20 protein-coding genes and 1 tRNA gene are annotated in these 25,404 nt (G+C 54.1%); 12 read left to right on the top strand and 9 right to left on the bottom strand.

The window, feature by feature from the left end:
• Window positions 1-69: 69 nt before the first annotated feature.
• The 3 genes from BXY66_RS05400 to BXY66_RS05390 all read right to left on the bottom strand — a co-directional run bounded on the left by BXY66_RS05400 (window position 70) and on the right by BXY66_RS05390 (window position 5,355).
• Window positions 70-3,864, bottom strand: a complete 3,795-nt coding sequence (locus tag BXY66_RS05400) for a calcium-binding protein (protein ID WP_132859136.1) — start codon at window positions 3,862-3,864, stop codon at window positions 70-72.
• Between the two features lie 286 nt (window positions 3,865-4,150).
• Complete coding sequence (locus tag BXY66_RS05395; RefSeq protein WP_132859135.1) at window positions 4,151-4,792, bottom strand: ChrR family anti-sigma-E factor; 642 nt, start codon at window positions 4,790-4,792, stop codon at window positions 4,151-4,153.
• Window positions 4,789-5,355 (bottom strand): sigma-70 family RNA polymerase sigma factor, encoded by a 567-nt coding sequence (locus tag BXY66_RS05390; protein ID WP_425057059.1) that lies wholly within the window; start codon window positions 5,353-5,355, stop codon window positions 4,789-4,791. The genes BXY66_RS05395 and BXY66_RS05390 overlap by 4 nt, the downstream gene beginning before the upstream one ends.
• A 199-nt stretch (window positions 5,356-5,554) precedes the next feature.
• Here BXY66_RS05390 and BXY66_RS05385 point away from each other — a divergent pair, with 199 nt between their 5' ends.
• From BXY66_RS05385 to BXY66_RS05365, 5 genes are read left to right on the top strand one after another with little or no spacing between them, the layout of a single operon-like run.
• Window positions 5,555-6,835 (top strand): NAD(P)/FAD-dependent oxidoreductase, encoded by a 1,281-nt coding sequence (locus tag BXY66_RS05385; protein ID WP_132859134.1) that lies wholly within the window; start codon window positions 5,555-5,557, stop codon window positions 6,833-6,835.
• Entirely contained in the window at window positions 6,832-7,590 is a 759-nt protein-coding gene (locus tag BXY66_RS05380) for a DUF1365 domain-containing protein (protein ID WP_132859133.1), read from the top strand. Before BXY66_RS05385 ends, BXY66_RS05380 begins: the two co-directional genes overlap by 4 nt.
• A complete protein-coding gene (locus BXY66_RS05375) occupies window positions 7,590-8,735 on the top strand; it encodes a class I SAM-dependent methyltransferase (RefSeq protein WP_132859132.1) in 1,146 nt (381 codons plus the stop codon). The genes BXY66_RS05380 and BXY66_RS05375 overlap by 1 nt, the downstream gene beginning before the upstream one ends.
• 39 nt (window positions 8,736-8,774) lie before the next feature.
• Window positions 8,775-9,374, top strand: a complete 600-nt coding sequence (locus BXY66_RS05370) for a DUF3833 family protein (RefSeq protein ID WP_243694297.1) — start codon at window positions 8,775-8,777, stop codon at window positions 9,372-9,374.
• Entirely contained in the window at window positions 9,371-10,105 is a 735-nt protein-coding gene (locus BXY66_RS05365; RefSeq protein ID WP_243694296.1) for an SDR family NAD(P)-dependent oxidoreductase, read from the top strand. Before BXY66_RS05370 ends, BXY66_RS05365 begins: the two co-directional genes overlap by 4 nt.
• Window positions 10,106-10,114: 9 nt before the next feature.
• Here BXY66_RS05365 and BXY66_RS05360 read toward each other — a convergent pair whose 3' ends face one another.
• Both BXY66_RS05360 and BXY66_RS05355 read right to left on the bottom strand, forming a co-directional pair.
• The gene (locus BXY66_RS05360) at window positions 10,115-11,767 is read right to left on the bottom strand and encodes a methyltransferase domain-containing protein (RefSeq protein ID WP_132859130.1); all 1,653 of its coding nucleotides are present in this window, start codon (window positions 11,765-11,767) and stop codon (window positions 10,115-10,117) included.
• Window positions 11,682-12,398, bottom strand: a complete 717-nt coding sequence (locus tag BXY66_RS05355) for a sulfotransferase family 2 domain-containing protein (RefSeq protein WP_165929108.1) — start codon at window positions 12,396-12,398, stop codon at window positions 11,682-11,684. The genes BXY66_RS05360 and BXY66_RS05355 overlap by 86 nt, the downstream gene beginning before the upstream one ends.
• Window positions 12,399-12,572: 174 nt before the next feature.
• On the opposite strand from BXY66_RS05355, the gene BXY66_RS05350 reads away from it, so the two are divergent.
• The 5 genes from BXY66_RS05350 to BXY66_RS05330 are packed head-to-tail and all read left to right on the top strand — an operon-like array spanning window position 12,573 to window position 20,897.
• Window positions 12,573-13,526 (top strand): UDP-glucuronic acid decarboxylase family protein, encoded by a 954-nt coding sequence (locus tag BXY66_RS05350; RefSeq protein WP_132859128.1) that lies wholly within the window; start codon window positions 12,573-12,575, stop codon window positions 13,524-13,526.
• Window position 13,527: 1 nt separating this feature from the next.
• Window positions 13,528-14,538: a UDP-glucose 4-epimerase GalE gene (galE, locus tag BXY66_RS05345; protein WP_132859127.1), complete on the top strand. Its 1,011-nt coding sequence runs from the start codon at window positions 13,528-13,530 to the stop codon at window positions 14,536-14,538.
• A complete protein-coding gene (locus BXY66_RS05340; RefSeq protein ID WP_132859126.1) occupies window positions 14,535-17,288 on the top strand; it encodes a hypothetical protein in 2,754 nt (917 codons plus the stop codon). The genes galE and BXY66_RS05340 overlap by 4 nt, the downstream gene beginning before the upstream one ends.
• Window positions 17,285-19,240 (top strand): glycosyltransferase family 4 protein, encoded by a 1,956-nt coding sequence (locus BXY66_RS05335; RefSeq protein ID WP_132859125.1) that lies wholly within the window; start codon window positions 17,285-17,287, stop codon window positions 19,238-19,240. Before BXY66_RS05340 ends, BXY66_RS05335 begins: the two co-directional genes overlap by 4 nt.
• 16 nt (window positions 19,241-19,256) lie before the next feature.
• Complete coding sequence (locus tag BXY66_RS05330; RefSeq protein ID WP_132859124.1) at window positions 19,257-20,897, top strand: methyltransferase domain-containing protein; 1,641 nt, start codon at window positions 19,257-19,259, stop codon at window positions 20,895-20,897.
• 111 nt (window positions 20,898-21,008) lie between these two features.
• Here the strand turns inward: BXY66_RS05330 and BXY66_RS05325 are convergent.
• Window positions 21,009-21,084, bottom strand: a tRNA-Thr gene (locus BXY66_RS05325).
• 50 nt (window positions 21,085-21,134) lie between these two features.
• Window positions 21,135-22,793 (bottom strand): ABC transporter permease, encoded by a 1,659-nt coding sequence (locus BXY66_RS05320; RefSeq protein WP_132859123.1) that lies wholly within the window; start codon window positions 22,791-22,793, stop codon window positions 21,135-21,137.
• An 86-nt stretch (window positions 22,794-22,879) separates the two neighbouring features.
• Here BXY66_RS05320 and BXY66_RS05315 point away from each other — a divergent pair, with 86 nt between their 5' ends.
• Window positions 22,880-23,755, top strand: coding sequence for a hypothetical protein (locus BXY66_RS05315; RefSeq protein WP_132859122.1), 876 nt, complete (start codon window positions 22,880-22,882; stop codon window positions 23,753-23,755).
• Window positions 23,756-23,768: 13 nt separating this feature from the next.
• Here BXY66_RS05315 and BXY66_RS05310 read toward each other — a convergent pair whose 3' ends face one another.
• Together BXY66_RS05310 and BXY66_RS05305 are read right to left on the bottom strand one after the other, a co-directional pair.
• Complete coding sequence (locus tag BXY66_RS05310) at window positions 23,769-24,587, bottom strand: M90 family metallopeptidase (protein WP_132859121.1); 819 nt, start codon at window positions 24,585-24,587, stop codon at window positions 23,769-23,771.
• 105 nt (window positions 24,588-24,692) lie between these two features.
• Window positions 24,693-24,977, bottom strand: a complete 285-nt coding sequence (locus BXY66_RS05305) for a DUF2312 domain-containing protein (protein WP_132859120.1) — start codon at window positions 24,975-24,977, stop codon at window positions 24,693-24,695.
• A gap of 209 nt (window positions 24,978-25,186) precedes the next feature.
• On the opposite strand from BXY66_RS05305, the gene BXY66_RS05300 reads away from it, so the two are divergent.
• Window positions 25,187-25,402, top strand: a complete 216-nt coding sequence (locus BXY66_RS05300) for a hypothetical protein (RefSeq protein ID WP_132859119.1) — start codon at window positions 25,187-25,189, stop codon at window positions 25,400-25,402.
• Window positions 25,403-25,404 lie beyond the last annotated feature (2 nt).

Genomic DNA, 25,404 nt, shown 5'->3' with positions numbered 1-25,404 from the left:
CCTCACAGGATCAATCCAGCGCACCATAGCCCCCCATCTTCCCAGGTGCAAAACCGGGCTTAAAGCCTGCTAGAGAAACACAAAATTCGCCGCATCCCGCACTTCAGCCGCGGACATACTTCCTGCAAGATAAAGGCTGCCATGCGGTCCAACATGGACAACAACGCCACCATCGATGTCACTAATCGACAAGTCATTCAGTGAATTGATGTCGCCATAGTCCAATTCGATCACGTCGAAACCCACTTCAAAGTCGGTTATCAGATCACCTGCGGCCATGTCTTCACCGGCAAAGCGGAAGATGTCGGTGCCGGACCATCCGGTCAGCGTGTCACGACCTTCTCCGCCAACCACCGTATCCGTGCCGACGCCACCGTTGATCGTGTCATTGCCATCTCCTCCGCGCAGCAGGTCGTTGCCTTTGCTTCCAGACAGCGTGTCGTTGCCCTGATTGCCGGAAATCGAGTCATTGCCGTCGCCGCCTTTCATGTCGTCGGCACCGCCAAACCCGTAGATCGCATCATCCCCTTCATTGCCGCGAACGTAGTCGTCGCCCGTTCCGCCTTCGAGGCTATCGTTACCTTCATTGCCATAAAGCGTATCGCTGCCGTCACCGCCTTCCACAGTATCGTTGCCATCCAGAGCGTCGACCGAGTCGTTGCCATTGGTGCCAATGATGAGGTCAGCCTGATTGGTGCCCGTGATCGTTCCACCTGGCGGCGGTTCTGGCGCCTCCCCGGGCGGCAAGTCGTTTTCACCGAACAAATATGTGATCTGGACGACCTCGTATGGTTTGAGTTCCAGCAACACTTCATCATCGGAGATTTCCATGTCCGTGATCGTCGCCAGAGTGTCAAATTCGTTGAAGTAATACGGCTCGCCGTCAACGATTGTGAACTCGGCCTCTTCGATGTCTCCGTCGCCATTACGGAACACGCCATCAGAACTATTTGGCGAACTGTCATAGCCGATCCGCACTGCATAAGCCTCATCAAATCCAGGCATCAAGGTTGAGAAATCAAGATCGAGGTTGAGGACCTCGTCGTTGCGGGACACAACCTGGAAAACAACTTTTTCTTCATTTGCGTATGTCTGGATCTCCACCCGTCCATCTTCGTTGCTGAAAGCAGCATCGATCAGTTCGGTGCCGACGAGTTCGGTCGACATCACATCAAAGATGGCACCACGCACAGAATTTAGAACGCGCCCTTCTTCATCAGTGATTGGCATGTCTGTTCGGGTGCCCGCATGATGCGTGGACGTGTTGTGAACCGGTGGCCAAGCATGGGCAGCATCCGCGCCCATTTCAATCATGTACTCGAATTGCTCGGCAATGATGCCCGCTGCCCGCATACCGTTTTGCGGGTAGTTCGTGGTCCGAATATTCCATTCGGTAATGTGTAGATCGAGCTCCTTGTCGAAGTTCTGCTCCCAGATTTCATAGTCGCTGTCGATGAAACCACGTTCGTTCCCATCCCCGGTGAACTCATCATAGTGCTTGTTGTAGTAATAGTGCTCAACAAGGCCATCGATTTCGTCGCGCGCTTCATCGGAAAGCTGATCAATGATCTGCTGGTTGGCATCGTCGCGACGGGCGCCAAACGGACGATCGTCCACGGACGTGTGGAACTCCGATCCATTGTTCGGTGTTGCCATCTGCACAATAATCGACGGTTGCTCGTCCTGAGAAAGGCCTGCCCGCTCCATACCTTCTGCGAATGCACGAGCGGCTATGTCGGCCTTCTGACCATAGGCCGTCTCACCCTGAATCCAGTATTCGTTACCGATTTCGAATGCCTCAACAGCCTCTCCGTACTCGGTAACAACCAGTTCGGCAAAACGCGCCATGTCGTCATACATCGCTTCGTATTCTTCAACGGTGAAGACTTTGGTCGGTGTACTGAGGGTCAAGCGAACATCTGCACCGTTTTCGTGAGCGGCAATGACGGCATCCAATGCAGCCACAACTTCAGGCCGAAGAACCATCTCGCCGTTCTCATTTTCCTCAAGCTCCATGACGTTGAGCCAGCGGGTGCCCTCTTCTTCCGGCGTTTCCGGGTCAGCCTGCCCAGCTGGGAAACGCACGTGCATCACATCCAATGCGTCAACAGCCGCAACATAGTTGTCCAGCGGCACCCCGAGTTCAGTGTTCACGCTATAGATCGCATTCGCACCGAACATTGCTTCGCTCACCATGTTGCCGGTGCGCGTTGCTGTTTCCAACGTCATGGAAATTGTCGGCCCTTGCTGCATCGTAGACTGGAAACCTTCCGAGTCCGGGTCAGGTTCCAAATTGCCCAGCCACAAGGTCTGATCCTGCAAAAGATGCGAGTCCACGCCATGCAAAATAGCGACGACACTGCCATTGTACTCGACCAAGGCTTCGCCGCCTTCTTCACTCTGGTAGATCACAACGTTGCCGGTCACTTCCTCCGCGGTCAACGGCGTTCCGTCTGCATGCAGTAGAGTGATGATCTCGATATTCCCTGTGTCGGTATACGTTTCGAAATCAAAGACTTGCACAGGCACATCGTCGCCTGAGTCTGGCACAACGATCTCAAACAAATCTGTGCCTTCTTGCCCGACAACCAAGTCGCCGTCGTCGGCACGGATTGTGTCATCGCCATCGCCGCCGCCAACGGAGTCAGGAGCAACAGAGGCGTCATCAACGCTGTCGATGGACACCAATAGGTCGTTACCTTGTTGACCGTCCAAATGGTCCGCCCCGTTGCCGCCAATCAGGGTGTCGTCGCCAAGCGCGCCTTCCAGGAAGTCATCAGTCGCAACGCCATCCGGGTCGCCAACAAGAAGATCGTCACCGTCAAAGCGGCCGGTCAATCCTGGAGACAAGTTACCAAGCCAGTTTGTGTCGGCCAAGAGATCGTCACGAGTGAAACCTTCTATGATCGCAATAACTTCGTCATTGAAAATAATGTTGGCGTTGCCTTCCTCGGTGTCTTCTATGCGAGCATCCGCCTCGATCAGTCCGGCGCGCGTAATTAATTCCCCATCTGCGTTCAGGAACGTCACAAGGTCGGTGCGCAATTCCGCGCCCTCTTCATGGAACAGGCTGAGGTCAGTTATGACCACAGGGTCTTGCCCTTCACCGCCAACAACAATCTCAAATCTGTCTACGCCGGCACCTCCGGAAAGAGTATCTCCGTCATCGCCAAGCAGGCGATCGTTTCCAGCTTCGCCGAATACGAGGTCGGCTTCGCCAGGATTTCCACCAACATCAAGCGCCGTGATGACATCATCCCCCGCGCCCCCTTCGAGTCGGTCAAACCCGCTGCCACCAGAAAGGACGTCGTCCCCTCCGCTACCAATCAAAGTGTCATTGTCACCGTCACCGAACAGAAAATCATTTCCTAGCCCACCTTTGACGAGATCATCCCCGGCACCGCCACTGACCACATCAACGCCGTATCCTCCGAGGAGTGTATCCATACCTTCGTCGCCATAAAGAAGATCGGCTCCGGCCATCCCTTCGATGCGATCATCCCCTTCGCCACCCGAGATTGTGTCCTCTCGCAGAGTGCCGGTAAGTGAATCTGCATCGTCGGTGCCGACAATGTTTTCGCCGGGTAACGCAGCAACGGAACGTACGGCGCCATCCTCAGTCACTGCGTTTGACGTCTCGGTGTCCGAAGCTTCTGTTTCCGCCTCACCTCCGTCGTCGCCTTCAGTTGCAAAGCTTTCGACAGTTTCATTTGACGCAACGGAGTCGGCACCTGAAGTACCATCTTCTGCGGTGTTGTCACCGCCTGCAGGGGACGCACCATCCGAGGTGTCCCCATCGTCCGAAGTATCAATGGTTAGTGCCAAGAGTCCGGCCGCTGAAGCCAGAAGTAGTGCCATCAACATTTGCGCCCCCGCGAAATCAGTGGGGAAACCTGCCAAGTGCTCGGACTGTCTCAAGCAGCCTTATTTGAAAGTGTAGCGCGACATTTCAGATACCGTTAAGGGAATCTTAAGTTTTTTGTTTCCGATCTGAAAACAATCAAAAGTTAACGTTACCGTTATCTCCCGCTGCCTTGCCCAAGAACGCTGCGTAACCCACAGCTTTGACTGGATAAAACGCCGCACAATTAGAAACGAAGGCGGAAACAATGCCCGCCCTCGAATTAAACTTTTCCATTCTCGTGAGTAATCAGATCCGGAAGATCGGCTGAAGCAGGCGAGGTACAAACGCGTTGAACTTCAACGGAGCGTCTGTCGCCGCAAGGCAAATGCACGCAGGTCCATCATCTGCCACCGGTGTGTGTTCCAAGTCTTCGTTTGCCACTTCCAAATCGCCTACGCCAAAACTGCCGGTTTCGTCGCTAAAGCTGCCTTGCAGGACCAAAGTAAGCTCCAGACCACCATGCGTATGATCGGGCACGGCCTGACCAGGCGGAATGTAGAGTAGCCGAACGGACCCGGCGTCTCCAGCATCAAGGATGCATTGCTTTACGCCCATTCCAAGTTTTTTCCAACGTGGAGGACGGCCCTTCAGCGCTTCCATGACGGGTCCCGGATACACGCCGGAACGTTTGGCCAATGGTGTCTCATCAATCGGTTCTGCAAGGTCCAGCATTGCCATTAAGGCCTCTTTGACCTCGGCTTCCACCGGTGCTGCAGTCATCTCTTCCAATACTGCGCCCCCCATGTGTTCATGGGCGGACAATGCAGCACGGCACGTGTCACACATCGACACATGCGCTGCAATCACCAGCGCGAAAGGTTTCGGCAACGTGCCGGCTGCATAAGCCGCAAGCAGTGGTTCGGGGATATGATGGGTGATCGCGGTCATTCCTGACGCATTCCTTTTAGCTCGTGGCGCAACTTGTCCAGACCAAGACGGATACGGCTCTTGATCGTGCCAAGCGGCAAGCCTGTCTTTTCGCTCAACTCCCTGTGAGACATCTCGCCCAAGTAGGCGGCCTCGATCATCTCGCGTTGTGCGGGCTTGAGCCTCGACAAAGCTTCGCGCAGATGCAGAGTTTCTTGTTCCATGCCCAATATCTGCGTCGCATCGGGCTCAGCATCAGGGGCTTCACCCAATTCTTCAGGTATGGGACGGTTCTCTTTTCGGATCACGTCGATATGGCGATTACGCGCAATCTGGTAAATCCAAGCCGACACCTGAGCTCGTTCTGGATCGAACATGGCAGCCTTACGCCAAATCGTGAGCATCACGTCCTGAACGATTTCGTCTGCTTGTCCGTGGCCGCACCCTTTGCGCATCAAAAGACCTTTGATCCGCGGTGCATAATGGTCGAACAAAGAAGCAAAGGCCGTTTTGTCGCGCGCATCTCGCACAGACAGCATCCATTGCGTCTGCTCCGTGTATTCTTTCGGCGCCTTTGTCGACACGTGCCGTCTGTCCCTGGTGTGACGCGCGTGTGTGGCAGCCGGATTTTTTGCCGGTGTTTCAACGCGTTCTTTATGTTCTGTCAGTGTCAGCATACCGAGTTTACGCGAGATGGCAAAACTCGGATCACTACGGGCCCTATTTTTTGATCCGTCCGCTACAATACCCCGTAAATTCAAAGAACTGACCAGCGGAGAACTCATGTCTTTTGATGCACCCCCAATGCGCCCTCAACGCATTGCCGTCGTTGGTGGCGGCATTTCCGGCCTTGCGGCAGCCTATCTTCTGGCGCCGCAACATTCCGTAACAGTCTTTGAGGCCGCACCGCGGCTTGGCGGCCATGCGCGCACAGTTTTGGCGGGCAAAAACGGAGACCAGCCTGTCGACACAGGGTTCATTGTCTTTAACTATGCAAATTACCCTCACCTGACGCGGATGTTTGCAGACCTCGACGTTCCGGTGGCAAAATCCGACATGACTTTCGGCGCGACCGTAGATCGGGGCCGCATCGAGTACTCTGTACAATCCTTGCACGCTCTCTTTGCACAACCGCGCAACATTTTGCGACCTGGCTTCCAGCGCATGATACGCGACATTCTAAAGTTCAACGCCCGTGCTGAAAGTCTGGCAAAGGACGATCTGACCCCACTCGGAGATCTGATGGACGAACTCAACACAGGCGAGTGGTTCCAAAGATATTACCTAACACCGCTTTGCGGAGCGATCTGGTCTACGCCCACCGACCGAATTCGCGATTTCCCGGCACAAGCCGTGGTGCGGTTCTTCCGGAACCACTCTCTTTTGTCCGGTCGCGAGCAGCATCAATGGTGGACCGTGGATGGCGGTTCAATAGAATACGTCAGGCGGCTCGAAGCGTATTTGCGAGGCATAGGCGTTGCCGTTCGTACCGCAACCCCCGTTGTTGGTGTTTCCCGCGATCTTAATGGCGCAACAATACGCACAAAGCGCGCGGAACCGGAGCGGTTTGACCAAGTGATTTTCGCTTGTCACCCAGACGTTGCACTCAAAATGCTCACGGACCCCAGCCCGGCGGAACGTCAGGCACTTGAGCCATTTCAGTACCAAGACAACCGCGTCGTGTTGCACCGCGATCCGCGTCAAATGCCGAAACGCCGCGCCGTTTGGTCAAGTTGGGTGTACAAGGCGGACACGACAAAACCGGAACCTGCAATAGGTGTGTCCTATTGGATGAACCGTTTGCAAAACATTCCCCAGAACGATCCTCTGTTCATCACTCTCAATCCGACGGATCCAATTCCGGATGAGCTGATTTACGACGACAACACATTCCGCCACCCGGTATTCAACGCTGGAGCTTTGCAAGCTCAGGAGGCGCTCAAATCACTTCAAGGTGCTCAGAATACGTGGTTCGCAGGCGCGTACACCCGCCATGGCTTCCACGAAGACGGCTTTGCAAGCGCTGTGCGCGTGGCGCGGAAACTGGAATTGGTGTCCGCATGAGTTCAAACATCTGGCCCGACCACATCCGGGGAACGACCACTCATGCCCGAAGGGGCGCTATCACAAACGCGTTCAGATACGGCGTCGACTTTGTCCTGATTGATCCTGACAGCGCGGCTGGCCCGAGACTATTTTCGCGCAATGGGACGGGGCTCATGAGCGTCACAGACGTTTCAGTTGGAGGCCCGCTTGGCGATGGCCGCGGAGCGGAGTGGGCGCGCGACGCCTTTTCCGCTCGGGGTCTTGATGCAGACAGCTACGAGTTGCGGTTTCTTACTCAACCAGGCTTTCTGGGGCATGTTTTCAACCCGGTCAGTTTCTGGCTCGCGATGCGCGACGACAACCTGATTGCGGTGATTTCCGAAGTCAGCACGCCGTTTAAGGACAGGCACTCCTACTTAACCCACCTGCCGGACTTCGCGCCGATGGGCCCAAAGGATACGACCCAAGCAACCAAACGCCTACATGTGTCTCCGTTTCAGGACGTCGCCGGCGATTACACTTTTTCGTTTTCGATAAAACCGGACCGCATTGCGGTCCGTATCTTTTACGAACATGGGCCTGAGGGGGTGATCGCCACTCTTTCAGGACCGCGACAGCCACTCACGAACAGGTCCATCGTGGCCTCAGCCATACGCCGCCCGCTTGGCACAATACGCACCGTAATACTGATCCACTGGCAGGCGGCTAAACTGAAACTTAAAGGCGCAATCTGGCGCCAACGACCCGTACCACCGACCGAGGAAATCTCCTGATGTTTTATGTCACCAACCGCGTAAAGCGCGATTTTCTGGCAACCTGCGAATCCATCACTCACGGTGCCCTACGCATTCGCACTCCGGAGGGGCACGTCCATGATTTCGGGTCGGGCGCGTTACAGGGAGAAATGCAAATAAACGATTGGTCGGTCGTCACCGCAGCCGCGACGCGCGGAGATATCGGACTTGGGCAAGCCTACGTAAAGGGCCTTTGGGACAGCCCGTCGATCAAGGACGTCGCAGAAGTTGGGCTACGCAATTTGCACCACTTCCACAGCTATGCGCACGCCGGCTTTTTTCACAGCCTCAAGTACTCCGTTGCAGACAGATTGCTACGTCCTTCTGGTCTGCTGAAGGGCGCTAAAGGGCAAAGCATTGGCAACGAATTCTTTCAGCTTTGGCTGGACGATGGCATGAGCTATTCGGCGGCGCTCTATTCGGACGACATTTCTGATTTGGCTGGAGCCCAAACCAACAAAAACGATCGCATTCTGGGACGCTTGTCGGACGGCGATCGTCTGCTCGAAGTCGGGTGTGCTTGGGGCGGCTTCACCGAAATGGCGGCGGAACATGGACACGAAGTGACCGCACTGACACAGTCTCCCGGGCAAAAGGGATATACCGACGCACGCCTTGATGGGCGTGCAGAGGTCATGCGCGGAGACCATCGCTCCACGCAAGGTCAATTCGACAATATCGTCTCCATCGAAGCGCTTGAGCGACTTGGACCGCGCGAATGGCCCGCGTTCTTTGCGTCCTTGAAAAACCGCCTCGCAGAAGGTGGCCGCATCATGTTGCAATCTATCGTGGTGCCGGATGACAACCTATCCCGGTACCTCCGTAGTTCCGATTTCTTTAGGCAGGCCATGGTGCCAGGCGGAGCCGCCCTCTCCCGACGTGAGATAAGTCGTCAAGCAGGTCTTGCTGGCCTCCGAATGGTCGATGACTTCGCATTTGGTTTGTCATATGCCCGAACCTGTTCGGATTGGCAGACTCGATTAGAGGCCAAGACCCCGCGCTTGAACCGCATGGGGTTTGACGACACGTTCCTGCGCGGCTGGCGCTATCACCTCGGCGCGGGTTCCGCAGCTTTCGCCGCGGGGCGCGCCGATGTCGTGCAAGTCGAATTGGCCCACGCCTGAACCCAATCCGGCCTAACCGGCCACCCACCAAGGACCAAAATGAGACTTTCAATGCTGATGAGCTGGATTATTCCCATTGCCGTTTTCCTGGTTCTGCTCGCAATCGCCGGGCGATGGATTGGCTTTCGGGCGCAAAACCCCGACTTTTATTCTGAACAGGGACCGGAGTTCGTTCTCACGGAACACCTGAACGGCCCCATCCTTTGCGAAGGCGTCATCTATGGGCCTCTTGGCCGCGTAGGCAGCACTTTCGTCGCCCACATGCAGGGTGACTGGAACGGGGACACAGGAACGTTGGCAGAAGACTTCACGTATTCGACTGGCAACACACAATTGCGCAAATGGCACCTCAAACTGGGTGAAAATGGGCAATTCACAGCGACCGCTGACGATATCATCGGAACCGCCGAGGGTGTACAACGGGGAAACACAGTACGAATGACCTATAGCATCCGCCTCACAGAAGAAGCCGGTGGTCACATTCTGGATGTCACAGATTGGATGTATCACACTGGCGATGGCGTGATCATCAACCGTAGTCAGATGCGCAAATTCGGCATCAAAGTCGCTGAACTCGTTGCAACCATGCGCCCAGCGACAAAAAATACCAGCCAGACGGACAACTTGGCGGCGGAATGATGTTTCGGGACAAAACATACTGGCTCGTGGGCGCTTCCCACGGGCTTGGGCGTGCGCTTGCCAAAGCGCTTGACGCCGAAGGGGCAAAATTGGTTTTGTCCGCGCGTTCTCCGGATGAGCTCAGAAACCTTGCACATAGCCTGACTTCAGCGTCGGCACTGCCTCTCGATGTTACGGACAGCGAAGCTGTTGCCCGTGCCTCCAAGGAGATCGGGCCGCTGGACGGTGTTATATACTGCGCTGGTGCATACGATCCGATGGCTGCTGCTGATTGGAAGCCAGAAGGCGCGGAACGTATGGCTGACGTGAATTTTATGGGAGCACTTCGGGTTCTCGGCCAAGTTGTCCCCGCAATGGCAAAACGTAACGCTGGCCACATTGTTTTGATCGGCTCCCTGGCAGGTCACCGCGGACTTCCCAATGCGATCGGATATGGTGCATCAAAGGCCGCCGCCATGCATCTTGCGGAAAACTTGCGGGCAGATTTACGCCGCACCAACATCAAAGTTCAGATGATCAATCCCGGGTTTATTCGCACGCGGTTGACGGACAAGAATGAATTCGACATGCCGCAAATCATGAGCGCGGACGATGCTGCCCAAAACACGCTGAAGGCGATGAAGTCCAATCGGTTTTCAACGTCTTTCCCGGCACCTTTCGCCTGGCTTTTCGTCTTGGGTCGGTATCTGCCGCTGAAATGGTTTCAAGCCATTTTCGGACAGAGTAAATAGTTTGGGCAGCTAAACAACGTCGACAATATCGCCTTCTTTGTAGCCCCTCAAACGTCCTTTCTCGCGCGCGGCAACAATCGCCATCCGTCCAAGCCCATGACGTTTTTGGTCAGACGTGCGTTTGTACCAAAACAAAACGCGAGTTTCGGGAAATCCAAGCCAGTTCAATATCTTTTTCATAGACTTTGGACCATCGGGCAGCCACGACAACCTATGGACCCCCGACATCAAGGCTTCAGTCGACTCAAATTTCATTGTGAGCGATGTCCCTTCGTCCGCGCCGGATGCCAGAGGCCTTGTCGCGGTTGTTATGAACAGTATGTCGCGTGTCTTGTCCGCTGCTATTTTCAATCCAGCCACTGGGTCGGGCAAGTGATAGAAAAGGCCTGAAAACCATGTCACATCAAAGTCTTCCGGCATCGCTTTCAAGTTCAATAAATCCGCGACCTCAAACCTCATGCCCTCCGAATTTCCGCTACGGTTTTGAGCCACAAAACGCGCCTGATCAATCCAATGCTCACGCACATCAAACCCGAAAGTCCGGGCGGCCCCAGCGTCTTTTGCTGCAAAGCAATACCCTCCTGCATTGCAACCACAGTCCAAAAAACTGCGCCCATCCAACCCGTACGGAAACAGCCCCTTCAGGCCTTGCCTAAATTTTTGCGACGGGATGACCACCGACACTTTCTCGCGCGTTTCATTCCAAACCACGTCCGGAGCAGTAAACAAACCATCTCCCATATCTATCCGATGATGCCAGGGACCCAAGCTTTCAATCTCCTGTTCCAACGATTTCCGCTTCTCCGGAGAAAACACCGCGGGTCTTTCCTGATCAAACTGCGAAAAATAGTCAGCCATAGAAGGATCTGCAAACGCTTCGTAGAGCGCGATCTCTTCTGCTGATTTTTCCCTTATTTGGTCCCCGTATTTGTTGAAAAGCTCTGCAGCGACCGTAGGCTTCTTGGCCGTGTTAACCCTTTCTACTTGCGGAACTGAAAGACCCAAACGCCGCAAGAGTTGTTCGCTATCGTCATCAAACCGCTCGACCAACATCACTCCATAGAAATCTCGTTTGATGGCCTCAATTGTCTCTAGGAAGCTCGCGCCTTCATACGGCTGCAAATATTGTAGCTGTTTGTTATATTGTAGTGGCGTGTTCAAATAGGTCTCAAAATCGGGAAAGCGCTCCAGAAACCCTTTCTGATCCGTATGCCTGTCGGACGTGCAATAAAGATAGTCGGAAATAAATCGCTTCACCGGATCGCGAAGAGACGTCACCAAATGCACCTTTCGATCGCTGCGCTTTAGGCATTCGCGGATGTCGCGATACCGGTAGTGACCACTGATCATACAAGTTGAGCCAGTCGGCGCGTTGTTTAGCGCCTCTTCAAATTCGGCCGTCATCTGACGATGGTAGCCGCTTTTATGGCCTGCGTGATTGTCTACGCCGATGATTGGCGCCGCCAGGTTGTCCTTAGCAAGCGCTCGTTGCATCGTTCTTCGAAAACTCGAACCCGCGGTTTTTGGGATGTGAATGTTTACAATTAGTTTCGACAATTGTGTCCCTTTGGTTCGATCAAGTTCGAGTCTGCTCAAGCCGTTCGGAAATAGCTGAATACATTGCCATTTCCGGCGCCAAAGCTTCTCGAAGCAATTCGCCATATTGGGTCATTACTTGTTGAGATTGCGCCGTGTTGCCCGCGACATTCTCCCGTGTCGGCGGCACAGGCCCCAGAGATAGCTGAGGCAAGAGCGTTTTCAAATCGTCGTCAAACCGTTCGGTCATCCCAATGAAATCAAATGCTTTCAAGGCGGCCTCTGCGGTCTCTTCAACAGATGCGCCCTCACGTGGCCGCAAGTAGTCGAACTGCTTATTCATTTGCCCTGGGCTTTTTACATAGTCGCCCAACGTCGGGTACTCCGCCTGGAAGGCCAAATGCCCCGGATGCTTTTCTGAACACGAGTATAGATAGTCGGACACAGTGCGCTTAACGGGGTCCCTCAGAAAGGTAACAAGTGACACTTCGCTCTGCCTTCCGGCAAGGACAGGCACAATGTCCCGATAACGAAAATGCCCAGACATTATCTGCAAGCCATCCGCAAAAAGCCGGGGGAGACTGGCCCGCGCAGCTTCTGCAAGGCCCTCGAAATATGGTAGCCCTTCCACGCCACGGTCGACGCCAATGATACCAGCGTCCAGCTTAGGCAGATTACCCAGTGCGAAAGCCAAAGCTGATCGCAAAGAGGACCCTGCCGTCTTCGGTATGTGCACCAAGATCACCTTGTTCTGCACACTAAATTCTCCTTGGTCCGAAAGTTGTTGGATTATCCAGACTTACGCGCTTGCAAAAATCAAGCTCCCGATACCTGTTTGTCTTCTTTTTGTTGACTCAGCAGCCGGATAAAGTTCTGGTTTGGCGGCGGGTTGCCCGAATTATTTCGGAACAAGGCATTTTGGGGGGAAGCTATGAAGGTTTGTGTTACGGGGGCTGCTGGGTTTCTGGGCTCGCATTTGTGCGACCGCCTCTTGTCAGAAGGTCACGCGGTTACAGGCATCGACAATTACCTCACCGGCTTTCCAAAAAATCTAGCTCAAGCCAAAGAAAATCCAAACTTCACGCTTTTGAAACATGATGTAGAACAGCCTATGTCAGGGGAATTTGATCTTGTTTATCACTTGGCTTCGCCGGCCTCTCCGCCGATGTACCAAAAGGATCCCATCGCTACCGCGCGGATCAATTTTCTCGGCACTCTGAACGCACTCGAACTGGCCCGTCGCAGCAACGCCCGCTTCCTACTCGCATCAACATCAGAGACTTACGGCGATCCTAAAGTACACCCGCAACCGGAAACCTATGCTGGCAATGTCAATCAGACAGGTCCGCGCGCCTGCTATGATGAAGGCAAGCGCATTGCGGAAACTTTGGCGTACGACTTTGCCCGCCAATACGGTCTCGAGACGCGCGTTGTCCGAATTTTCAACACGTTTGGCCCGCGTATGCATCCTGAAGATGGCCGAGTGGTCACAAGCTTTGTGTATCGGGCATTGCGCGGCGAGGATTTGACGGTATTCGGCGATGGATCACAGACCCGTTCGTTCTGCTATTTCTCCGATTTGATCGAAGGATTGGTACGCATGATGAATGCGACTTCGGTCAATGGTCCGGTCAACCTCGGCAACCCCGAAGAAATCACAATCGCCGAACTAGCGCAGTTGATTGTGGAAATGACCAATTCCGGCAGCAAGTTGACTTTCAAACCGCTTCCGCAAGACGATCCCAGACAACGCAAACCCGACATTACGAAAGCCAAAGCCGTTTTGGGCTGGGAACCACAAGTCACTATGCGGGAAGGCCTTCAGAGAACGATCGAGACGATGTCAGCGCAACCTGAAGCACAATTGCTGAAAATCCGGGCCTGAAATGTCGCGCGTGTTGGTATTCGGAGGCGCTGGATATATCGGCAGCCACACTTGCAAAAACCTAAGCGAAAACGGCTTCACACCTGTGACTTTCGATAACTTGAGCGAAGGTCACAAAGACCACGTAAAGTGGGGCGATTTGATAGTCGGAGACATTCGAAATCAGGATGAACTTGATAAGGCCGTCGCCAAGGTTAGGCCTTCTGCGGCAGTTCACTTTGCCGCCTGTGCGTATGTAGGGGAGTCCGTACGGAACCCGTCGCAATACTATGAAAACAACGTTCGCGGTTCGCTTAATATCATACAGACCATGCATCGGGCTGGAAACATTCCCCTCATCTTCTCCTCCTCCTGCGCCACCTATGGCGACCCAGCGGCAGACCGCATTTCCGAGACTACGCCCCAGAACCCGATTAACCCTTACGGTCGAACAAAATTGATGACGGAACACATGCTTCAGGATTTTTCCGCTGCATATGGTCTTCGCTCCGTGGCCCTGAGATACTTCAACGCTGCAGGTGCCGATCCAGACGGAGAAATCGGGGAATCGCATCGTGAAGAAACCCATCTGATCCCCCGAGCAATTCTATCTGGACTGGGGGAAATCGACGATTTTTATGTTTTTGGAACAGACTATTCGACGCCTGACGGCACGGCCGTACGTGACTATATCCATGTTACAGATTTGGCACGTGCACATGTTGCCGCGTGTAAATACCTTCTGGATGGTGGACAGACGGACCAATTCAATCTGGGCGTAGGTGAGGGATACTCTGTCAAACAGATTATCGAAACGGTCAAAGTTCACCTCGACAAACCAGTTCCGCACCACCTTCGCGCAAGGCGACCAGGCGATCCGGCAAGCCTTGTCGCGGACGCCAGCAAGGCTCAAAGGGTTTTGGGGTTCGAACCGCTACACTCCAGCCTCAATGAAATTGTCGAGACCGCCACCGCCTGGCACCGCAAGCAAGCGACTCACAATCCGGCAGAGGCCGAACTGCAAAGCCGATGAAACGTCACCACCTATTTGATACTTTCCCAGGGTTCTTTGACTTACGGTTCGTGCGTACCTCGCAGAATATTTCCGAAGCTGTGTCGGATGAAGAGGTTGTCGAACAAATTTTGGCGGAACGAACGTCAGCTCTTCCACCGAATGCATTTTTCGATCTAGCATTTTACCGTCGGCAAATTTCGGGGACTTCCGAGCCCTCACTCAATCCGACCGTCCATTTTCTTACACATGGTGCGGCGGAGGGCCGCCTGATCAACCCGCTGTTTGATCACGATTTCTATGCGTCCCAAGCTCGACTACGAAACGTGACACCTGTTGAAGCGATTGAGCATGCAAATGTGCATTTCGGTGCCTCAATTGCTCACTTCAGCCCATTTTTGCATCGTGAAAGGCTCGCCGTTCACCTGGAGGGCCCCGACGCAGCTTCGCTTCTGGAAGAGTTACTACAAAACGATGCACCTCCAAGATTGGCACATCCCTTTCTAGGGCTTGGCTTGTCCAGCGACGGGCTTGAGGGTCTGTCGGTCAAAAGTGCTATCGAGCACTATTGGCAATCCGGAAATGTGCAATCTCCTCATCCCATGTTCGACGAAAGCTTCTACCGTTCACAACTTCCGGATGGTTTGGACGTCCAGTACGCGCTTTATCACTATCTCACTTCGGCAAAGACCACGTCACCTCATCCTCAGTTTGATCCGGAATACTACGAGCAGCAATTCATAAGACATGGCCACAAACCACCGCACGATACACTCCTGCATTTCTTAGACACGCCGGCCGAAAATCGGCTCCCGTCCTCACCTTTCGTTTGGGCTGCGCCGCGGATTGGTGATCCGATTTCGAAACAGGCGTCTCAGGATGTAAACGTGCCGTCTCCCCACAAAATGATACCGAGCGAAGCATTTCGTATGCATCGGCGAGCCTCAGCCAAGTCCGACTCTTTTCCAGACCAATGGATCAAAGATAAGAGCAGTATTCCGCTTTCGTTGTTTCCGGATTTTTCGCCTGATTTCTATGCGCGGCAAGTTCCGCAAGAATTGGACACCCCTGCGGCTTTACTCATGCATTATTTGCGGTTCGGCTACCCGTCAGGCAGTCGCCCCAACGGTCTGATTTCATTGCCTTATGTAAAATCTCAATTAATCCGCTCGGGTGAAGGTATTCAGGATCCAATCGACCAATACTTCTCAAACAACTGGCACCTTAGGCCACGCGTGATGATTGTTCTCGAGACCCTGGAAGACACCGAACCAACGCGTGCGTGGTTGGACTTTCTAAAGGCGCAGAACGGCGCCAGCGAGGTTGAGTGGATTGTTGTCGGACCAACACAGACGCAACTATCTCAGTCCTTTTTTGACGTTGCCCACGTCTGGCATTTGGGCGCCCAACCGCTGAGCAAACTAAGCGAAGCAACCATAAGGGAATCTGCCGAAAAATTGGTTCGAACGCTTGGGGTAAACACACCCGTTGCAGCCTTTTTTGACTGTTCTGACCAAACCCGGCTTCTAGAGGCATTCGGACAAATGCGCTGTCCCAAACTTGCCTTTGGATCGCAGGGGTACGCTTTGGAACAAGACGTGCAGATGCGGTTGGAACAATGGGCGGACAAGGTGCTCTTTGAGAATGACACAGAAGCCGCAAAAATAGAGGTCAACGGTGCGGTCGCCTCACACAAACTTCACTCCGGTTTTCACCTGCGTCTTGCACGGACGAAGAAACGTGCACTAACCCCACAAAACCTTCGCTCGAAATATGGATGGTCGGACACAGACGTTGTCGTACTTTCCAGCGGCCCACCCTCTCTGGCAGACGGCGCAGACCTGTTTGGAGCTTTGGCGGCACTTTGTTTTGAAGACCGCGATATCCCAAAAAATGTTCGGTTTGTTTGGCACGGGGAAGGACACCTCTGGGGCAACGCGCCGAAATTCTATGCGGCTCATTATGCGCGAACGAGTGGCGGATCAGATCGCTTTCATTTGGTCGACGACATAAGTTTTGAAGAAGCGCTAAACGTCGCGGACCTCTACGTAAAGCTCGGGCGCGACGGGTGCGACCAAATCCACCTGAAACACGCGTTGTCGCAGGGAACGCCTATCCTATTGATGGCTGGATCAATTGATTTTGAACCTCTCGTGGCAACGGACGCGGTAGTTTCCTGCCCTGCTTTTGACCTGAAACGACTGAAGTCCGCTCTAAAACAACTGTCTTCCGATCCCGATGCGCGCTCGGAACAAGGTCGTAAGGGTACGGAGTACGTGTTGAAAAGTTTATCTCTGGAGGCGCTCTCAAAGCGGATATCAGAGGCCTTGGGTCTGGTTGCAAGCGACTTGGATTTACCCGCTCCAGACCTTGCGATCGACCGTACTCTTTTGCTGGTCACATCCTCACCGGATAGGCTCGGTCTTCATCTCGACGCAGACGCAGCCAAGTCCGATTTCAAACACTTTCACACCGCCCAAACAGAAACAGGCCTTTTTCCCGCCGAAATGGAAAGAGAGTTGCGCAATGCAAAATGCGAACATTTGGTGTTTGCAACGCCATCTTCGGCGCAAACCTGGAAGGATTTGGAGAAATTTGACGCAGCCATATGGATGGTTGAGAGTATCCAAGCCGAATTAGACGCAATTTACCAACATGGTGCGTCGTTTGACAAAATCGTTGTTTCAAGCCCGGAAACTTACGACGAACTCTGCCTCCTGACACCCGAACTCACCAGCCGGATTACCGTCACCGACAGGATGCAGCCATGATCCAGGCAACTCTCAATACAATCCTGAACATTCTCAGAGACCAAAGAACCAGCGCAGCGACGGGTTTGAAAAAATCCGACGTGTCCAAGGTGCTCGACTCAGATTTTTATCAACGCACCAACCCGGATGCTGCTGCTGCCGCAGTTCCAATGGACCAACATTTCCGCAGACACGGCATCAGTGAAGAGCGAAAACCAAGCGCCTTTTTCACCGCGGACTATGTCCGCAACCACCTGATCGATAGAAGTTTTCGCGATGAAACGGCACTCGATGCCTACGTAAGGTCGGGAATGTTCGAAAAGCCCCGCCTTCTGTTTGTCAGTCACGATGCCAGTCGGACGGGCGCACCCGCTATTATCCTGCGTCTTCTGGACATGATCTCAAAAACCGGAGCCTTTGAGTGTTTCACAATTTTGGATGCAGGTGGCGAACGGCTTCCCGAATTTCAGGCCTTGTCCCATTGCCACGTAATGTCCCGAAGCCGACACGCGCCCGACGGGACCGAGGAACAAGCTATTCACGAAATCCGCTCGCTGTTTGGCAAAACTGGCATTTTCCGCGGCAACCCACCGGTTTGCGCATTGGTAAACTCGGCAGAATCCCATCGCATTGGCCGTGCACTGGCCGCGCAGTCTGTGCCGGTCATTTCTCTAATACACGAAATTGCTGCCTACTATCCCCCTGCCAGATTTGAAGAAATTGCAAATTACTCGCACACGGTTGTGTTTCCGTCCCAATTCGTCAGCCGGGCCGCGGAAACCTATTCCGAACTGGACATGAAAAAGACGACGGTACGCGGGCAAGGACTTCTTCAGGATGATTTCGGCTCGATGGAAAAATCCACTTGTCGCCGCCTTTTGCGTGAACGGTTGAATCTACCCGAGGACGCCTTCGTTGTTCTGAACGTTGGGACGGTTGATATTCGCAAAGGGTCGGACATGTTCGTCGACATCGCCGCACTCGCATTGGAAATGGCGCCACAGGGCAAACCACTTCACTTCGTGTGGCACGGTGCGCCGGATAAGAGTTTTACCTACGCTCAGGATGCCGTGATTGCTGCGGAGCTTGAGCAAAACATTCACTTTCTCCCATCTACCCCCGATATCGAACAAGTGTTCCTTGGTGGCGATCTTTTCTTGCTGACGGCGCGCGCAGACCCCTTCCCGTGCGTGATTCACGAGGCAATGGCATGCGGCTTGCCGGTCATTGCTTTTCGCAATGGTGGCGGTGCTCCCGAATTGATCGGTGATGACGCTGGCACGATTGTTGACATGGGTGATCTGGCCGCTGCAGCAAGAGCCGTCGACACCTATCTTATAAATCCTGCTTTGACGGTTGACCAAGGCACTGCTGCGAAACAGAAAATCGCAGCCAATTGGGACTATGCTTCCTATTGCATGGACGTCTACGGGCTCATAAAATCTGCAGCCAAACGCCAACCGGTCGCGGGCTGGCCCGAACTCCAGTTTCAAACCGCGCCCGAGCACTTGATCGTTATGAACGGCTGTCGAGAGGATTTGCGAGCACTCATGGCGCTTGGGGGGCCGCCTGAACAATGCGACGTCGTCCTCATCGATGGCCGTTTTGGAGCGGACGTGGACGAGGTTCTGGCGGAGCTGAACGCCAAGAATTTTCGCGTTAAACTGTGCCAGCCTCCGGAAGACACACGCGACGCTCGGGCACTATTCTTGCGCGATTTGTTGGCGAACCCTCGCCCCAAACGCCTTACAATGATCAATACGTTGGAGCTTCTGTCGTTGACCCAACTCACTCCACTGACGATCCCGAAACAAGCGGTGCTGACCGGCAATTCCTTGTCGACAACCTATCTCGGCAAGAGAATTGGACATCTTGAGGCCCTGCATCTGTCTGATCCGGATCTACAAGCGGCGCTTACCACCCACACTCACGGCGCCAGAGATGTGGTGCGCCCCTTGCAGGTCTCGCCATAAGTGAAAGGCAACAAGCTTGAGTAAATCAACTCGGAACATCGTTTCAGAAATCGAAGCTCTGGCGCCTTGGCACCACACCATCGAACTGGGTGGCGGCATATCAACCCAATCGGCCAAATCGTCGGCCAATGGAATTTTGCAGTACGATCCGTCCAAACTATTTTTCTCAGTAATCGACAAGATCTTTCCTGATGGCCTCGCCGGCCGATCTTTTCTCGATTGCGGCTGTAATGCTGGAGGCGTGGCATTGGCCGCTCATGAACGGGGTGCCGGAAGGATCTACGGGTTTGATGCCCGGTCGAACTGGATTGAACAGGCAAGTCTGGTTTTGCGCCATAAAACAAATGCTCCTCAGAACATTTTGTTAGAACACGCATCTTTGTCGGAGCTTGAGACACACGACGCTGAATACGACGTAACTTGGTTCGGCAATCTGTTTCAGCATCTCGCCACTCCGGTCGAGGGATTGAAGTTCGCGGCGGACCGGACACGCGAAGTGCTGGTTCTGACGACCGCTTGCGCCGCCTACGACGCCCGAGAACCGGAAAGCCCAAACATTGAACTGGTCGTTGAAAAATCAAGCCATCCTCTTTCCGGAATTGATGGCTTTGGGTCTCTGCCAAGCGGTCCAGAGGTGATCGAGGGAATTCTCTCTTGGCTGGGCTTCGTGGACATCCGTGTAGTGCGATGGCGACATCTTACGCCCAAGCAGAGCGAGGGAAAATCCGAGGCGCCACCTCGCGGCAGGTTGGTTATCGTTGCGGCCAAACAATCTGGATTACTGCGCAACCTTCCCAACCTGACCCACCCAACCGATCGCGCCTGCGAGGCAGGTTCAGAACCAAGGCCCCGTCAGTTTTCCAACGGGGGTCGGCGAGGCCGCGCAGAAAATCCTCCGCTGGGCTGGCAGGACACGTCGCCTTTTGAAACAACTGAGGCACCGGCGGCTTGGGACCAAACACGCCTCGCAGACATCGAGCCCCAGAAACTTCCGAACATTCTGAAAACTCTGGATCTTAAAGCAGCGTCCTCGCGCGATACTGCCGCTATTCCAACCCCAAAAGACAAAGAAAAGCACGACGAGGACAGCGACTTACAGTACTGGTTGTCCGGACTTCGGGACTACACCCTCATTTCTCGGCAGTTGGAGGCATTGAACCACTCGACCAAGCGTCTTTTGGACATCGGTTGTTCTTCAGGCCGAATATTGCGCCATTTCGCGTTCCAATCCGATGTTCCAGAACTGTGGGGCGTGGACGAGCAGCACCGGCAGGTTAGGTTTGTTAACACGCATTTACCGCCATCCACACGCGCCATCGCCGTGCAAGACATTCCTAGTCTTCCGCTAGAGGACAACTATTTCGATGTCATCACCGCTCTTTCCAATGGTTCGCGGTTAGAACCGTTAGAGACCGCGTTTCTGGCTGAATTACGTCGTGTTCTGCGACCCGGCGGTATCGTTTTTTTGACTGTTGATGAAAGCCGCCTAAAAAAAGAACCGCTTTGTGAAGAGACTGAAGAGCTCGGATTGCTGTCTCAATCGCGCGGGGTCCATCATCCAAGCCTTTCCAACCAAATTTGGGGTCGCATATTTTCGAAGGCCGAATTCTTACCGACCGAAAACACGGAACAGTCACTTCTCATTTTGCAAAAGTAGTTTATCTCTCCAAAGTAAGCCGAATTTTGCAAGATAACTGCGACCTCTCTATCGAGAACGGCACTTCCAACTAAAAAATGGACTAGAGTGTGTTTGGCGAAGATTGAAAAGTGGTGCCCCCACACGGACTCGAACCGCGGACCTACTGATTACAAATCAGTTGCTCTACCAGCTGAGCTATAGGGGCACTGGCGGGGAGATACGCAAAATGCGGGGCGCCCGCAACCCCCTTTTTGACTATCTATTGGCACGCGCCAACAATGCCACCGCGACCAGCCCGACAAGCACGATCATGATGGCACCGGGACTGGCGTCTCCCAGGTTCTCCAAGCTCGCCTGGTCATGTACTTGTGTCGCCAACGTATCAAAGTTGAACGGCCGCAAGAGCATCGTTGCAGGCAGTTCTTTGACGCAGTCCACAAAGACCAACAACAAGGCTGACCCAACCGTACCGCGTATCAGCGGCGCATAAACTTCTCGCAGGACCTGTCCCTTTGAGCGCCCCAAAGAACGCGCGGCCATCGCCAAGCTCGGGGGAACGCGCCCCATAGCGCCATCAGCAGCCCCCTGCGCAATGGCAAAAAAACGTACACAATACGCCAGAACGATCGCAAAGGCAGACCCGGTAAGCAGCAATCCGGTCGGTCTTCCCGTTATCGTCTCCACAAGATCAGCCAACGTGTGATCGAGCGATGCCAGGGGAATCAGGATGCCAACGCCAAGCACAGCTCCGGGCGCCGCATATCCGATGGTTGTTAGCGGCAGAAGAAGCCTCGGCAGGTTGCGTCCGGACAACCGAACGCCGTACACCATAAATACGCCTGCAAGCACTGTCAGAACGGCCGCAATCCCGCCAACGCGCAGTGTGTTTCCAAGTGCCCGTACAAGGTCGGGGTCTGTCCAACGATCCCCATTTGACAAGGCATGGTTCAAGATCACACCAAATGGCAGAACAAAGCCAACGGCGAACGGAATAAAACAGGCCACAAACGCCAAAACTGAAGTCGCGCCGCGCAATTGAGTACGCTCCGGAGGGCGATGACGTGTTGACAGGCTGAAGAACTGAAATTTGCGACGACTGACCTTTTCCATTGTGACCAAAAAGATCACAAGCATGAGAACCACAGTCGCAATTTGAGCGGCCCCTCCCGCATTATTGCTTTCCAGCCAGACCGAAAAAATACCAGTGGTCAAAGTCTGCACTGCAAAATAATCGACGGTGCCAAAGTCATTCACCGTCTCCATCATCACGATGGCTGTGCCTGCCGCGATCGCAGGTCGGGCAAGCGGCAGTCCGACCCGCCAAAAGCGGCCGAACGCGCCTACTCCCAACGACTGCGCGACTTCTTCACCAGCGCCGGACTGTTCGCGAAACGCTGCCCGCGCCAGGATGTAGACATAGGGAAACAGGGCTGCGGCCAACACAACAATAGCGGCCCCCAAGGACCGGATCTCAGGAAACCAATAGTCCTTGGATGTCTTCCAACCGAACAGATCACGCATCGCCGTTTGAACCGGTCCCGCGTATTCCAAAAAATCAACCAGAGCATAGGCCCCGACATAGGCCGGTATCGCCAAGGGCAGCAAAAGCGCCCATTCAATCCACCGCCGACCGGCAAAGTCATACCGTGTGATGAGCCACGCAGTCGTCGCGCCGATTGTTGCCGCCAAAAGCCCAACAGCCATCATTAGGATCAAAGTCGTGCGCACATACCTTGGAAGGGTCGTGGACAAGAGGTGCGGCCAGATGTTTTCGACGGGATGAAAGGCGATCCATACAACGGCCAGAATTGGCCCCAAGACCACCAATGCGATAAAAAACGCGCCCACGGACCATGGGTCAAGGCTCACGCGAAACGGCGCAAAAGCGCGGGAGGACGGATGTGTTTCCTTCATTGCGCCCTTCTGTTGCCTGAATCTGGTTTCACTGTCCAGAAACGAAGATATACTAAACACGACCCTCGCGGAAAATCAGACAGAAAATGAAGCTCGTTCTCCACATCGGCGCCCATTTCACCGACGAAAATAAGCTTGTTAAAAGCCTTGTGAAAAATGCGGCAAAGCTGGCCGAGCATGACGTGATTGTGCCCGAGCCCCGAAGCTATAGACGACAGATCCGCGACATCATGGACAACGTCGATACCTATCCCATTGTTCCGGCGCACCGCGACAGCCTTTTGCGGGGCATGCTCGGCGACCGGCTTCCAGATAGGATTGTATTGTCCAACAGCAACTTTTTTGGTGTGCCTCGCGGCGCTGTACGTGAAAATCGCATCTATCCCAATGCGGTAGAGCGGCTCCGCGACTTCGCAAAAATTTTCCACGCCGAAGACATCGAAGTTTTTATTGCGATCCGTGACCCCGCGACCTTCTTGCCCGCGCTTGTGAATGGCAGCACAGAAAAGTCGCTCGAAACGGTTACTGGTGGATCGACCCCAATGGCATTGCGTTGGTCCGAACTGATAATGCGAATCCGTCAGGCCCTTCCTGAAGTTCCCGTCACGGTCTGGTGCAACGAAGACACCCCGCTCATATGGGAGGAGGTGCTGCGCGAGTTTGCTGGATTTGATCCCAACATGCCCATTGATGGCGGTTCTGATCTACTGAGTTCGATCATGACGCCACAGGGATTCGGACGGTACCAAAGCTATGTTGCTTCGCATCCGGACCTAACAGAAATGCAGAAACGCCGGGTAATCGCTGCATTTCTCGACAAGTTCGCAATTGAAGAGGAGGTCGAAGAAGAGCTCGACCTTCCCGGATGGTCTGAAGATTTTGTCGAAGCCATGTCAGACGCCTACGATGAGGACGTCTTCCTGATTGAGCGCATCCCGGGCGTGACACTGATAACGCCGTAGGCCCTGTCTAGTTCTACGCCTTCCATTGGGCTGGATCCAATCGCAACAACTGCGAAATCTGGGCATAAACTTTTGGTTCGCCCTCCAGAAGCTGATCCGGCTTCTCAAAGAAGGTTTCTATGGCGACAGCAAAGAACTCTTCATGGTTTTGCGCACCATAGGCATCCAGAACCGTCTTTCGCCCGCGTTCTACGTTTTGAACGTGACGGTCATAGGCCTCCAGAATATCACGTTCCCACGCCGCGAACTCTTGCCCTTCAGCCATGACAGGCGCACCATCCGTCCGCCCCGATAAATCATCCAGTTGATGGGCAAATTCGTGCAGGACAACGTTGTGTCCATCGCGATCGTCAGCGGCGCCCTGTGCAGAATGTGCCCAAGACAGGATCACGGGGCCACGCGACCAGCTTTCTCCAGCCCGTACCGTCTCCCGTTCCGTCACCACATAGCCATCATGGACCACGTCCATCGATTTGAAGGCACTGGGATAAACAAGAATGGTGGTCAGGTTGCGGTACCAGGCGGGGCTGTTGACCACCAACAGACAAGCTTGTGCAGCGATAGACAACATCATGTCTTCGCTGACTTCCAATCCGTCACAACCTTGAAATTCCACTTGATCAAGAAACAGGTTCATCTTTCCCTGCAACTGGATTTTCAGCGGCTCAGGCAAGCGTTCGACAAGTGGCACAAGTTTAAGAACGACCGCCCAGTCTTCAGTGGACAGCGTTGACCGCATCAAAGCTTCCCTGCGTTGCTTACGCTTGTGCGTCCTTTGCAGGAAAAAGCCTACCGCACCCGACAACACCAAAACTATCAGCACCGTGATCATGTTGGATATCCCCTGAACCGGATCATGGACCAAATATCACGGCAGTCACGTAACGCCCAATTTTGTGGTCGCGTGGCCAGGGAGCGTTGCCCCCAGCCAGATGCGTCAGTTCATGCCGAGCGCTTCTTTGTACATTTCGAGCACAGCCTCTTCCTCGGCAATGTCGTCCTTGTCGCGTTTGCGCAGGGCGACGACCTTACGCAGAACTTTGGTGTCGTAACCGCGGGACTTTGCTTCCGCCATTACTTCTTTCTGCTGATCCGCAATGTCTTTCTTCTCCATCTCTAGCCGCTCATAGCGCTCCACAAACTGACGCAATTCGCCAGCGGTAACGCGATAGCTGCTGTCGACACTGCTTTCGGTCGGGGTATCGGACGAGAAGTCAGACATGGAAACTCCTGAATGGTGGCCAAATGGCGGGAAACGACTGGTCAAAGGTGCCACTGCCATATGGGCCGAGGCGACCGAGGCCGCAACCTAGCGCCCCCCTTACGGCCCTGCAACCGCGGATATGCGCCCGCGGCCAATTCGCGCCGCATCTTGCGCGCTGAGGCCGGATACGATACCCGCCATGCGCAAGCTACGGCAAGGAACGCAATATGAGCTGGATAATCTGGGTAGGCGCGGCCATCTCACTTTTGGGATTGATCGGTCTGATATTGTCTATCGTCAAGGTCAGCAAAGCTCGCAAGGCCGGTCTATCTGATGAAGAACTGCGCGTCGCCGTGCACAAGGTGATCCCGCTTAACCTTGGATCGCTGTTTCTTTCGGTTCTCGGCCTTATGACAGTGATCGTCGGGATCTCTTTTGCCTGAGC

It is taken from the genome of Shimia isoporae (assembly GCF_004346865.1).
GTDB lineage: Bacteria > Pseudomonadota > Alphaproteobacteria > Rhodobacterales > Rhodobacteraceae > Shimia > Shimia isoporae.
The sequence above is the reverse complement of the archived record's forward strand: the minus strand, read 5'-3'. Positions and strand labels throughout refer to the sequence as shown.